Raw genomic sequence first — 12,897 nt, 5'->3', positions numbered from 1 at the left:
TGTTATGCGCCACTGCTGCTGGCAACCCGGGAAACTGCCATGGAGAGATCACGATAGTCTGCCTTTGCGCAGGTCAGCATCACCCGCTTCAACAACTCGTACGGAATCTCCTGGTCCCCCAGAACGGTCACCGCACGGCCCAGGCTTTTCTCCCGTTCGGTCAGCTCCGTGCGCTTACTGGCCAGAAAGGTCAACTCTTCCATCAGGCCATCAATCAGCCCATTGGACGTGATCACTTCGTTGATGGTCGCAACCGGGCGGCCATCCACCAGAATGTCCTCTTCCGTGATCGTCACCACAGTGGTTTCTTTCGGCCGCTCTTCAGCCGTGGAATCCGGAAGCACCACGTCGTTCACTTTGATCAGCTGGTTGCTGCCAGAGTTAAGCAGCAGGAAGAACACCAGGATCGTAAAGATGTCCATCAGCGAGACCAGATTCAGCTTGGCCGGCTTCATGAAGGTCTTGGCGCTGCCCTGCAGGCCAAACGATGTCATCTGTTCACTCATGACTTACCTCCCTTAGCCGGTGCATCGCCCAGAGAAATGTCCGGGAACAGCTGCACTTCCACCACATCGGCCACCACCACGGTCTTCGCGACTCGCAACGTATCCATCGTGGACACCAGAGCCTGGTAGGTCACACCGGGTTCGGACAACAGCAGTGCATCGCTCTTGGCAATGCTCTTGGCCGCCAACTGACGCTTAATGTCCTGAAGCACCGTCGACAGGGTCCTGAAGTCGTGACGCGACTCTTCGCCCTCTTCCTCTGGTTCAAGCTGGTCAATCCGCTTCACCAAACGGCCACTGGGAAAATAGACCTCGATTCCGGATTCCCTGACCACCACTTCCAACTGCCGGTTTTCTTCGGCACTGGCCGTCTGGGCGCCAGTCAGGTCGGGCAGGTTGAGTTCCAGAATAGAGATATGGTTAAACACCATGCTCATCAGCAAAACCGGCACCAGCACAATCATCAGATTCATGAAGGCCGTTATGTCGATGTCTGCTTCTTCCAGCTCTCTTCGTTTTACAAACATATCGAATTACCCGCTGTGATCAGGCGTCCGAAGCGCGCGTGTTAACAGAGCTGCGATTGCTCCGAACAATGGTGTTCAGCGCCTTAACGCCCGCCATTTCAATGCTTTCGACAATTTCCAGGGTCTTGCTCTGCAACAGAGAGTGGATCAGGAGCAGCGGAATAGCGGCAATCAGACCGAAAGCGGTGGTGTTCATGGCCACCGAGATGGACTGCGACAACAGGGTCGCCTTATCGGCCGGATCGGCATTGGCAACCGCGGTAAAGGCGGCGATCAGACCAATGATGGTGCCAAGCAGCCCCAACAGCGTGGAGACATTCGCCAGGATCGACAGATAGTTCGTGCGCTTGGCTAGCCGTGGAATGCTCTCCATCACACCTTCCTGCATGGCGGCATGAATGTCATCACGACGGGGCGAAGCACGCATGGTGTCCAGGCCAACCGCAATCAGTCGGGCGATGGCAGAAGAACCGGACTCTGCGGCCTTCTCTGCCTGCTCAAACTTGTTCTCATTCATCAGCGGCAGCAACTCACTGTAGGCCGCCCGGTTGCTGCGGTACGCCCGCTTCAGGAACAACCAGCGTTCAACGGCAATCGCCAGACCGATGATCAGTACCAAGGCAATGGGGAACATGAAGGCGCCGCCTTCCTGAAAAAAAGAAACAATGCTTGTGTAGACATTCATGGGTGGTTCTCCAGACAGTTCTGTTCTTGGTTCGTCAGTTGGGGTCTTGCCCTGAGACCCCAACCGGGTCCTCGAGGGAAAGTTCGTCGTAGAAGCGCATGGATCGGGCGTGCACGTCCCGATCCACCACTTCAAATACCCGCCCGGATACAGACGTAATCGAGCGGTACAGGTTTTCGGGGCCCTCCGGCGGCTTCCAGGGGATGAAGTAACTCACCGACGGCTGCTCTTTATCACCTACAAACGTACTTTCGAGATCGACGGCCTCTTCGGCACCTGCAGCGATAGCGAATAAACCGGTCAGCGTCAGCGCAGCAAGCTGGCGTGTGATGTGATCAGACATGTCCTAGCCCTGTTCTTTCGATGAATCGGAGGAAGCCTGTGGGCCTTCACTCTGGGCAGTCTGGCCCGCCGGGGCATCCGGCAATTCCGGAACAGAGGGCGGGTTATCAATGAAGCTGGTCTCAATGCCGGTACGGCGACGGATCTCGATCAACCAGTCCGCAACCCGCACATCGTCCTCTCCCCGAAGGAAGTGGTAGGCCTCATAATGGGGTTGAGCCTGCTCCGGCTGATTCATGTAAAGGTCATAGAGAATGGCCAGGTTGAGGTGCGCCTCCGGAAAGTCCTTCCACTGCTCCAGAGCCGCGAGATAGGCCGCCCTTGCGCGGGCGAATTCGCCCTGGCGCCGCTCAAAGACCGCCTGTTCCAGGTAGGCGTTCACATTGGACGGGTTAACAGCCAACGCTTTCTGATAGTACTCACGAGCTTTCTCCGGCTTTTCCCGTCGCTCGGCCAGCGCCGCCAGCTTCACCCAGGGCCCGGACAGTCCGGGATAAGCCTTGGTCATGGCCCAGAACCCCTTACGAGCCATACGGAAATCACCCGATGCCATCAACGCCTGGGCATCGAGAAATGCCGCCCGCGCTTCCGCCGCCACCGGGGCAGCTTCCCGGGTGTATGGATTCGGCGACGGCACATAGGGAATCTTTTGGCCCTGGGCGCTGTAGGCCTGTTTCGGGAGATAGGCTTTGCCGTCACCCCTCACAGTGTTGAGGTGTTCTTCCGATGCCCCTGAGTTCACCCCGTCGGTTGCCGTGTCAGCGGGGCTCATCGGAAGCACCGCTCCACATCCGGAGAGAACCATCAACGTCAGCAAGACTGAGGAACGAAACGCGTTACCGGATACCATCGCCATAAGCCACCTCAACTTCCTGCTTGTCGAACCGGGCTGGGTTCAGCTTGGCCATTGCCTCAAAGCTGCGCTCGATCCATGGATTAAATGTGCCGCTCCATGAGCGCTCGATATTGGCCTGATGAACTTCAATCGCCAGGTCTTCAAATGGAATGGCTTCCTCTTCCAGAACCAGTTCGTACTGCATGGCTTCCAACTGACTGAGCCCCCCCGGTCGCGGTGCATCCATCAATTCACGGGCGAACTGGCCGTAGAGGTCTGCAATATTGAAGGTCGCCCGGGTGGTCTGATCCATCACGCCATACGCAGCGGCTTTCTGGTATCGATCAAGTGCGTTCTTCAGCTTCTCGTTCTTGCGTGGGATGCTGCTGTTTAATGGGTGTTTCAGGCGCACGCGATCAAATTCAATCCGCCAGTAGTCCCCATATTTGTTGTTCGCCCAGGCGGCCAGCCACTGCGAACGCTCGGTTTTCCAGTCATCCGGCGCTTTGTTGTGGCCATCAATCACCCGACGCAACCAATACAGATGGCGGTGATAATCCTCCATCCGCTCATAAAGGTCCGCCACGTGATAACGGGCTTCCATCCGGGTATCAAACGGCTCTTCGTAATCGAAGGCCCATTTCTTGAAATAGGCCAGAGCCTGCGCGTCATCACCCGCTTTCTCGAACAGCTCCGCGGCCAGGAACAGAGCATCCCGGCGGACATCCGCACGTTGGTCGGTGCGATAAAGCTGCTCGTACTCGGTCGCTGCCTGCAGCCATTGCTCATCCTGTTCATAAGCCCAGGCAATCTTCTGGGACAGGTCCGTAGCCAACTTGTGGTGAGGGAACCGTCGACGCAACTCAAGCATTTCCGCAAGCGCCGGGTCCCACTCCTCCAGCGTCATCAAATGCGTTGCTGCATCAAACTGGGCGATCACCCGGACATCGGTGTCTGGAGCCACGGTTTTAATCCGCAAGAACTGATCGACCGCCCCCTGAAGATCAGACACCGCCAACGCCTGCTCGCCCTGCTTGTAGATGGTGACCGCCATGCGCTCTGTAACGGCTTGATGATCCGCATCGCGGATATCGATGTACTGCAGCTGGCTCCGGTAGCCGTTCTCCGCCGCAGCGAAGTCGCCCAGCTCATACTGGCTGTGTGCAATCACCCCCCAGGCGGTACGATTGAGTTCCCGGTCCACCGCCCCGGTGCCACTGACAATGCCCGTCGCCACCTCCAGCGCCTTCTCATAGCGCCCAAGGGCAAACAGCTCTTCCGAGATTTTTGCCAGCACAGCACCCGAACGCTCATCATCCCGGAAGGTCTGAACAAAGCGCAGCTGGCTTTCCACCCCTTTGCTGCGCCAGTCACGAAGGCGATCGCTGTTCTCCCCGGTGCTGCCCATGAGCCGTTCGGCTTCTTTCTGATAGGCAATGATGGCGGCATAACCGGAATCTGCGCCGAACTCCGGGTTCCTGAACTCATAGGCCGTGCGCTCGTAGTGAGTAATGGCCGTTGAGTAATCACCACCGTCAAACGCGGCTTCGGCGCGCATGTACACCATTTCCGGCACTTTCGGATCGTTCGGGAAGGTTTCCTCAAACTCACCGTAGAACTGGGCTGCCTTCAGGAAGCTGGTCAGTCGATGAGCCTCAGTGGCTGCCACCGCACCGTTTTTCAACGAACCATCGGCAAGCTCCCGGGTCAGGCGCTGCCCCGTCGCATGGTAATGACGCGCCAGTTCATCAATGTAGAGTTTCAGGTTCGGGATGACTTTCGCCTTGAGATCCGCAGGCTTGCTTTGCCAGAACTCAGAGCCCACGCCATAGCGACGCACGTAGTTCTCCTTCTCCGGAAGCACCTGCTGCGAGAACTCGCCGTCGACGTAGGCCCGGATCATCTCGGCGTGCATTTCCGGCGCGCGCTCAGAATCCGGATTCTGAGCAACGAAAGCCCGGAACGAGGAGGCCGAATCTTCGTATCGTTCCTTTTCGAGATAATGCTGACCCAGACTGGAGTACAGGATCCAGGTGTACTTTCCTGCCTCCGGACGGTTGGCGAACATCGCATCGATCTTGCTGGCGCCACCGGCATAGGCCAGGCCGACACTCATGATGCGTAAGGTGTCATCCACCAGCGACCGGTTGACCTTGTCCAGAGCTTCCACTTTGCCATCCCCTGGTACCAGGCGATCCAGTACCCGGGAAAACGACAACAGGCTCTGGTCATAGTCCGACAATTTGTACTGCGACCAGCCCAGCAAGTACCAGGAATTATTCAGGAACGGCGATTCGTCCCCGATGGCAACCACAGCACGGTAAGCCTGTTCCGCCTCTTCGTATTCTTCATGACGGAAGTGGATATCGCCCTTGCGGAAATAGACCTCCGCCAGGCGCTTTGAATGGGGGTGCTGAATGATAAAGTCTTCCAGCACCACCTTGGCATCCTGGTCCCGGCCATCGAGATCATAGGCTTTGGCCAACTGATACATGGCCTCCGCGTTACGCTCAGAATCCGGATACTTGCTCAGCAACTGGTGGTAGGCCGAAATCGCCTCAGGGAAGTACCCGTCGTCACCGGGCAGAGCCCCACGCAACTGGTCGTAATCGCCTTCGAGCATATGAACGCTGGCAATGCGGCGTTCGATCTGTTCATACAAGCGCCGGTCTTCGATGGTTTTCAGCAGTTCCTGATACTCGCGCCGGACATCCTCGTGCATCACCCTGGGCAGTGGAACATCCTCCAGCGGGCTCCGATCCTTCTGAAGACCGGCAATCGTAGACGGCCCCTGGAATGCCCCACAGCCACTGACCAGAACCCCGAACAACAGAAGACTAGATCGCTTCATCATGATCGCCCTCCTGCCCGGCCCCGGTGCCTGCCGCTGCGTCATCCTCAGGTTCGAGCGTTTGCAGCGATCGGTCCAGAATGCGCACCTTCGCCAGTTGTGCCTCAACCTGATATTGCTCAAGCCGGCCCTGATGAATATTGAGTTCAGTGGTTACCAAGGCCAGCATCACGTCCTCCAGGCGTTTTATCAGCCCGTCGGTCCGGACAAGCTCTGCCGCCACTGAAGCCATCATTCCGTTCACTTCCTGTTCAAAATAAGCATTACTGGAAAGGCTTTTACTGCCCTGAAGCGCCGACAAAGCGGCTTCAGCCCGCGCCAACTCGAAGTTCAGGTCGTCTTGCAGCCAGGCGAGTTTTTCCCGCTCATCAGCCGGCTGCGCGGCCAACTGTTCCGCCAAACGCTGGCGCTCCTGCTGCAGAACCGCCATCCGGCTCTGTATCTCAAAAAGACGATCCTCCTGGCTGGCGCCATCGCGCTTGCCCACCCGGGCCGCCAGAATCGTGCTGAAATCCGAGCGGCGGTTTTGCCAACGCTTGAGGTTGTTACGGATGGCATACAGATCTCTCAGGTCTTTAAGAACCGACTGAAAGGTGTGCTCAGACATCAGCTCAACCAGAAAAGGAGAAAGGCGATTCACCGCTACCGATGGCGCTTGTCCAAACCAGTCGCTTTGATCGAGGACGTCCTCGAGATTGCGAACGAAGAGCTCAAGCACATCGGCCTGGGCCAGAGTTTCCCGGGCCTCTGTCAGTTGCCTGAGGGTATGGCGGAACCGATGGTCTGCGTTAATAAAGCCCCTGGCTGCCCGGCCCTCCAGCCCAAGACGCTCATACACATGCGGCCGCAGCAGAATGGCTTCCTGCACCTCCGGCAAAGCTACCGACCGGCTTGTCAGCACATCCAGCGGAGCCAGCGCCTGTCGATAGTCGCCCGCATTGATGGCCAGCCAGCTCGCCCCCAACAGCCCCCGATTGGAGTAGGCTCCACGGGTATTGATATTCGCGAGCTGCAGCCCCGCGTTCGGCATGTCATCGTGGCTGGCATAGAGATGCGCCAGCGCCATCCGGGCACGATCAGCCAGTCGCTGCCGTTCCGCAGAGCCATCGTCGAAAGCCAGAACGCGTTCCAGAGACTCAACGGCGTCCGCCGTTCGCCCCTGCCGTTCCAGCGATATCGCAAGGTTGAAGTAAAAATAAGGCGCAAAGGGGCTGCCAGGCTGAATGCTTTCCGCTACGTTTTTTCCGGCGTCAAGATAGCCCAGCTTCACATTGACCAGCGCCGCCAGATACCGATATTCAGCATCCACCTGAGCTGGCATCCTGCCCTGAATCTGATTGAGGTTTCGGGCCGCGGTTGCCGTCTCCCCTCTCAGGTACTGCATCTTGCCAAGGTAGAACCTCGCCCGGTTGCGCACCGGCTCGCTCAGGTTGCTGTCAGCCAGCCGGTCAAAAATACCCTCGGCCTGCTCGTCCAACCCATAGGACAAACTCACCCCACCCTTAAGCAGCTCGGGATACGTTCCATGGTTGGCAATACCGCCGTGCTCTTCAGCCCAGGCGTACTCCACCAGGGTTTCGAAGTAATTCTGCTGAAAATACTGGAACAGAACGGCACCGTATTTCAGGTCCCGAGCTTCGGTTTCATCGCCTTTGGCCGTGGTGGCAAGGGGCAACATCAGCACCACCAACACCCAAAGACATCGTATCTGCGAGGAAGACCACCGGAGCCACATGCCTTACCACTCCCGAACCGAAAACTCAGGCTGCTGACGCGCCTCAGAATCCGCAATCGCAAGCTCGACAAACTTGGGCCCCTGGGTCTTGGTGAACTTCAGGCTGCTGCCGCGTTTGTATTCACGCCCGTTTGGACCCAGGCCCACAAAAAACGCAGACAACGTGTGCTGCCCCGGGCTCAGGTTACCGAGGTAGATCTGATGCTTACCGCCACGGGCTAACGCCTGACGCTCTTCGCGGCTGTACAGATAACTGGTCACCACCTCGTTATCCAGGCGCACCTCGACCCCTTCCAGCGCAAAGTACTGGCCAACGTTCAGCGACACGAACACGTGGAAACGGGTATTTGCCGGGAACAGCAGATCCTCCTCCAGCACCCGAAGATCTCTGTTCAGACTGACCACCGTCTGCTTAAGTGACTGGATATCCCGGGACAGTTCATTCACCGCCCGCCGGGCCTGCTCACGACTTTCACGAACCGAGAACGGCGTCTCGATGATCCGCTCAAGAGCAGCCCCGATTTCAGCACCGGCTTTGTGCTCAGCGCTCTCCGCTTCGTCGGCTTTCACCTGCCCGACAACCAGCACAACACACGTCAACAGCCAAGCCATCCACCCTCGAGAAAACACACCGGGGAAGCCGCTTGTTCCATTTTTCTTTTGAAACGCCACCATCCTGCTCCTTCACCGGCCACCGACCAAGGGGACCGACGAGTCTGTTGAACATTCAGGGGACTGACTTTTGGGGCGTCTGACTCATGCTTGCCGGCTCTTTTCAGTGGCCGTTCTTAAAAGCGGTCAGATTCATTTTTTGGATGATTCAAACGTCAAATATTGTTAAATACGCTAGCACAGGTTCTCAATTCTGAAACATACCTTTTGACGCCAGCTTCAATTTATGAGCACTCCATCTCAAAAACACGAAGCGACAGTTGCCTAACGACGAACCTCCCCCCAAAGTTCCCAAGATTTTTAAATTTTTCATAAAAAACATCTGGTTACATTGATTAACATGATTTTACATTTGAGGTGGACTCTCCTTGCTCTGGCCGTTTCAGCAACGAGCCCGGCATTGCAGGCAGACGAACAGGCGCCAACCCTTGAAGTGGCCGACCCGTACATCGAGGTGCACACGGCACCCGGCCGGGGCTACCCGATCTTTCACGTGATCGAGAAAGGGGAAGAGGTCGAGCTGCTGAAACGCAAAACCAACTGGTACAAGGTGCGCGCAGCCTCCGGAGAGACCGGCTGGACCAAAGCAACACAACTTGGCCGAACTCTGGAACCAACAGGGCTTCCGGCAGACCTGCCGGAAATCGGCCACGGCCAGTATCTTGAGTCCAGCTGGCGGGTTGGGTTTACCGCCGGCCAGCTGGAGCAATCACCCAGCTTCAGCCTGACCGTTGGCTACCGCCCCCTGACATGGCTGGGGGCAGAACTGGAGGCGGGCAAAATTTATAACCAGTCAGTCACCAGTGATTACTATGGCGCCAATCTGATCATCGAGCCGCTGCACGGAATGGCCCTGACCCCCTACGCCCTCGCCGGCGTCAGCCAGTTTTCCTTTGATGCACGCCAAAAGGTTCTGCTCAGTGAGCTCGGCGATGCCGATGGCATCACCTTCGGCGGCGGTATGGGCTACTACGTGGGGCGCAACTTTCTTATCCGTGCCGAGTACCGGGTGTACTCGGTCTCGTCCAATTCTGACAGCACAGGTTTAAACGAATGGAAAATAGGGCTGAACACTTTCTTCTGAAGACGCGCCGGCTTATCGCTCACCGTCGCTTACTGGCCGCCAGCGCGCTCTCTCTGGCCTGCCTCTCGCCCGCCCAGGCAGAAGAGCCCGCCACACACGCCCCGGTGCAGGTGATTGAACCCGACATCAGCCCACGCAGTATCAGCGAAGCGGATCTTGATACCGAGTTCTTCGAGGTGGGCGCCTTTGCCGGCGTGCTGTCCATTGACAACTTCAGCACCGAACCGCTCTACGGCATCAGCGCGGCCTTTCACGCCACGGAAGACTTCTTTCTGCAGTTTAACTTTGGCATGAGCGAAGCCGGGTTAACGTCCTTCGAGGAACTCAGCGGCTCCAATGTCAGACTGCTGACAAGCGAGGATCGGGACTACAGCTACTATGACTTTCTGGTGGGCTACAACATCTTTCCGGGCGAGATCTTTTTCAGTGATTCACTGACGTTCAATTCGGCGTTTTACATTGTGGGCGGGGTCGGGAACACGGAGTTTGGCGGCGAAAGCAACTTCACCACCACTCTGGGTACCGGCTTCCGGATTGTATTGCTGGACTGGCTGACGGTGCACATCGACTTCAGGGATCACATGTTCAACAGCGACCTGATCCGCGAATCTCAACTGACCCACAACATTGAGCTGTCTTCCGGTATCACGCTGTTCTTCTGACTCAGAAACACGATCACAGCCCTCTGAAAAGCGGGCTGTGATCGTGTTCAGATCAGGAATCGAGACCCAGCTTCAACGTCGACAGGGTTCGGGCGCGAACCGCGTCCAACAGCTCAGCATCGTCGACCAGCGATTGGCCATAGGAGGGCACCAGCGCCTTCATACGAGCCTGCCACTGTTCGGAGCGGATCTTCTCAGGGAAGCAGCGTTCCAGCACATCGATCATCGCATTGGCAGCAGTAGAGGCGCCCGGAGAAGCCCCCAGCAAGGCAGCCAGCGTGCCATCTTTGGCAGCCACAATCTCGGTGCCAAACTCCAGCTTGCCGCCCCCTTCTTCCGTCTGCTTGATGATCTGCACTCGCTGGCCGGCCATCTGCAGCTTCCAATCACCTTCCTGAGCATCCGGGAAGAAGTTCCGCAGAGAGTTCACCCGGTCAGCATGAGACTGGAATACCTCACCAATCAGGTAACGCGTCAGATCCATATTGCTCTTGCTAACCGACAGCATCGGGCGAAGGTTCGTGGCCCGCACAGAGCCAATCAGATCAAACACCGAACCCTGCTTGAGAAAACGCGTGGTAAAACCGGCAAACGGCCCAAACAACAAAGCCGGCTCCCCGTTTATGATGCGGGTATCCAAATGCGGAACCGACATGGGAGGCGCTCCGATAGGCGCCTTGCCATACACCTTGGAGTGATGCTTCTGGACAATGTCCGGCTTCTGGCACACCAGCCACTGCCCGCTGACCGGGAATCCACCGTAGCCACGAGCCTCATCAATCCCGGACTTCTGCAACAGAGGCAATGCCCCACCACCAGCGCCGAGGAATACAAATCCAGCTTCCAGCTTGGTCAACTCACCCGTTTTCTGATTCTTGACCCTGAGCTTCCAACGGCCATTATCCCGCTGATCGATGTAGTGCACGGGGCTGCTGAGCATCAACTCAAAGTTTGGCTGAGTTTCCAGCCATTTGACCATACTGCGGGTCAGGGAACCGAAGTCGACATCAGAACCGTGCTTGATTCGGGTTGCGGCCACCCGCTGCATGGGATCCCGATGGTGTACCACCAGAGGCATCCAGGCTTCCAGCTCCTCCGGGTTTTCGGTGTATTCCATCTCCCGGAACAGGTGATGTGCGCTCAACCGCTCGTAACGACGCTTGAGGAAAGCCACGTCCTTTTCCCCCCAGACAAAACTCTGGTGCGGGGTACGGTTAATAAACGAAGAAGGCTCAGGCAGGATGCCCTGCTCAACCAGGTACGACCAGAACTGCAACGAAACCTCAAACTGGGCATTGATCTTAAGCGCCCGCTCAATCGCAACATCGCCATCGTCGGTTTCGGGGGTGTAATTCAACTCACAGTACCCGGCGTGACCGGTCCCTGCGTTGTTCCATCCGTCTGTGCTCTCATGGGCAACGTGGTCAAGACGTTCCAGCATGACGATGTCCAGGGACGGGTCCAGCTGCCTGAGCATCATGCCGAGGGTGGCGCTCATGACGCCCCCACCGACCAGCACTATATCTGCCTGTCTAACGGCCATTGGTTTTCACCCTAGCTTAGTGTTGAAGCTTGCTGCCACTTCACGATCAGCAAAGTGGCCTTTCGGAAGCCGAATTGGCGCGAGGTAGACGGCGCTACCGAGAGCTTCCGGTCTGAAATTGAGAGCAATTATCCCGATTTTCGCTGAAAGAATAAATTGCGATTATCAATTGATGCGTGTCGACTGCGGGCACTACTGATACGGCTGGCCTGAAAAACGCGTGCCTTGGCACGGCGCCCGTCCTTTTATCATTTTTCCGAGATTGTCTCGCGTTTTGTTAACAATATCAGCGCCACTTTAGTCTGATACCCGACTATCCGGCCGACGGATCACCCCCAGACGCTGTGTCTGACGCATTGCGTTGCTGACCCACGCCCACTTTATACGGTATCTTGTGCGCCGGATATCCGGCACCGATGAGTCAAGAGGTGCCCCCACGCTAATCTGGTTGAGGTTTTACTATGTTAATGGCAATCGGCGCCGTTATTGCCGGTCTTATTCTGCTGGTCTGGAGTGCAGACAAGTTTGTCGATGGTGCCGCCGCGACGGCGAAGCATCTGGGAATGCCTACGCTGCTGATCGGGATGGTCATCATCGGCTTTGGCACCTCGGCACCAGAGCTGGCCGTTTCTGCTATGGCCGCCTCCGACGGCAATCCGGGGCTGGCTCTTGGCAACGGCTATGGTTCCAACATCACCAACATCGCCCTGATTGTCGGCCTCACGGCCCTGATCGCTCCGATTGCCGTGCACTCTCAGGTCATACGGAAAGAACTCCCGCTGTTGGTCGTGCTCACCCTGATTGCAGGCGCCCAACTGATTGACGGCGAGCTGAGCCGGCTGGATGGCTGGGTGCTGCTCGCGGTGTTTGCCGCCGTAATGGGCTGGTCTATCTATCAGGGGTTTCAGGGCAAAGACAACGATCCTCTGGGCGGAGAGACCGAAGCGGAGATCATCGCTCACCCGATGCCAATGAAAACGGCTTTGATATGGCTCGTGGTCGGGCTGGTCCTGCTGGTTGTCAGCTCCCGCCTGCTGGTCTGGGGCGCCGTATCCATTGCGCAAAGCCTTGGCGTCAGCGATCTGGTTATCGGCCTGACCGTTGTCGCGATTGGCACCTCCCTGCCAGAACTGGCCTCTGCCATCGCGGCCGTAAAGAAAAACGAACACGACCTGATTCTGGGCAACATTCTCGGGTCTGGGATTTTCAACACCCTGGCAGTGGTCGGGCTTGCCGCCGTCATCCAGCCTCTTTCGGTTGCTCCGGAGGTGCTCTACCGGGACTGGACCCTGATGCTTGGCCTGACCCTGGCGCTTCTGGTCATGGGCTTTGGCCTGACGGGCTGGCGAAAGCTGATATCCAGAGTGGATGGCACCCTGCTGCTCACCACGTACGTCGCCTATACCGGGTATTTGCTGTGGACGGTGGTTGGACCCACCGCCTGATGCGGTAACG

General features: G+C 57.3%; 12 protein-coding genes. 3 read left to right on the top strand and 9 right to left on the bottom strand.

Features of this window, described 5'->3' with window-relative positions:
• Positions 1–2 precede the first annotated feature (2 nt).
• From K325_RS0113715 to K325_RS0113680, 8 genes are read right to left on the bottom strand one after another with little or no spacing between them, the layout of a single operon-like run.
• Positions 3–506 carry an ExbD/TolR family protein gene (locus K325_RS0113715; protein WP_029654848.1) on the bottom strand — a complete coding sequence of 168 codons (504 nt, stop codon included), beginning with the start codon at positions 504–506 and terminating at the stop codon, positions 3–5.
• The gene (locus K325_RS0113710; RefSeq protein WP_029654847.1) at positions 503–1,033 is read right to left on the bottom strand and encodes an ExbD/TolR family protein; all 531 of its coding nucleotides are present in this window, start codon (positions 1,031–1,033) and stop codon (positions 503–505) included. Before K325_RS0113710 ends, K325_RS0113715 begins: the two co-directional genes overlap by 4 nt.
• Before the next feature lie 19 nt (positions 1,034–1,052).
• Positions 1,053–1,718 (bottom strand): MotA/TolQ/ExbB proton channel family protein, encoded by a 666-nt coding sequence (locus tag K325_RS0113705; RefSeq protein WP_029654846.1) that lies wholly within the window; start codon positions 1,716–1,718, stop codon positions 1,053–1,055.
• A gap of 34 nt (positions 1,719–1,752) precedes the next feature.
• Positions 1,753–2,061, bottom strand: a complete 309-nt coding sequence (locus K325_RS18055) for a hypothetical protein (protein ID WP_051146653.1) — start codon at positions 2,059–2,061, stop codon at positions 1,753–1,755.
• A 3-nt stretch (positions 2,062–2,064) separates the two neighbouring features.
• Complete coding sequence (locus K325_RS0113695; protein WP_051146652.1) at positions 2,065–2,916, bottom strand: tetratricopeptide repeat protein; 852 nt, start codon at positions 2,914–2,916, stop codon at positions 2,065–2,067.
• Positions 2,897–5,749 carry a tetratricopeptide repeat protein gene (locus tag K325_RS0113690; RefSeq protein ID WP_029654843.1) on the bottom strand — a complete coding sequence of 951 codons (2,853 nt, stop codon included), beginning with the start codon at positions 5,747–5,749 and terminating at the stop codon, positions 2,897–2,899. The genes K325_RS0113695 and K325_RS0113690 overlap by 20 nt, the downstream gene beginning before the upstream one ends.
• A complete protein-coding gene (locus K325_RS0113685; RefSeq protein WP_156836599.1) occupies positions 5,733–7,430 on the bottom strand; it encodes a tetratricopeptide repeat protein in 1,698 nt (565 codons plus the stop codon). The genes K325_RS0113690 and K325_RS0113685 overlap by 17 nt, the downstream gene beginning before the upstream one ends.
• A gap of 54 nt (positions 7,431–7,484) precedes the next feature.
• Positions 7,485–8,093 carry a hypothetical protein gene (locus K325_RS0113680; protein ID WP_029654841.1) on the bottom strand — a complete coding sequence of 203 codons (609 nt, stop codon included), beginning with the start codon at positions 8,091–8,093 and terminating at the stop codon, positions 7,485–7,487.
• Between the two features lie 412 nt (positions 8,094–8,505).
• On the opposite strand from K325_RS0113680, the gene K325_RS0113675 reads away from it, so the two are divergent.
• Complete coding sequence (locus tag K325_RS0113675; RefSeq protein WP_029654840.1) at positions 8,506–9,237, top strand: SH3 domain-containing protein; 732 nt, start codon at positions 8,506–8,508, stop codon at positions 9,235–9,237.
• Positions 9,207–9,899, top strand: a complete 693-nt coding sequence (locus tag K325_RS0113670; protein ID WP_084694239.1) for an outer membrane beta-barrel domain-containing protein — start codon at positions 9,207–9,209, stop codon at positions 9,897–9,899. Before K325_RS0113675 ends, K325_RS0113670 begins: the two co-directional genes overlap by 31 nt.
• Positions 9,900–9,951: 52 nt before the next feature.
• On the opposite strand, the gene mqo is transcribed toward K325_RS0113670, so the two are convergent.
• Positions 9,952–11,442: a malate dehydrogenase (quinone) gene (mqo, locus tag K325_RS0113665; RefSeq protein WP_029654838.1), complete on the bottom strand. Its 1,491-nt coding sequence runs from the start codon at positions 11,440–11,442 to the stop codon at positions 9,952–9,954.
• A gap of 461 nt (positions 11,443–11,903) precedes the next feature.
• On the opposite strand from mqo, the gene K325_RS0113660 reads away from it, so the two are divergent.
• Positions 11,904–12,887 (top strand): calcium/sodium antiporter, encoded by a 984-nt coding sequence (locus tag K325_RS0113660; protein ID WP_029654837.1) that lies wholly within the window; start codon positions 11,904–11,906, stop codon positions 12,885–12,887.
• Positions 12,888–12,897: the final 10 nt, after the last annotated feature.

Source organism: Marinobacter daepoensis DSM 16072, from assembly GCF_000421165.1.
Taxonomy (GTDB): Bacteria; Pseudomonadota; Gammaproteobacteria; order Pseudomonadales; family Oleiphilaceae; genus Marinobacter; species Marinobacter daepoensis.
Note: the sequence above shows the minus strand (reverse complement) of the source record. Positions and strands in the feature narration are given on the sequence as shown.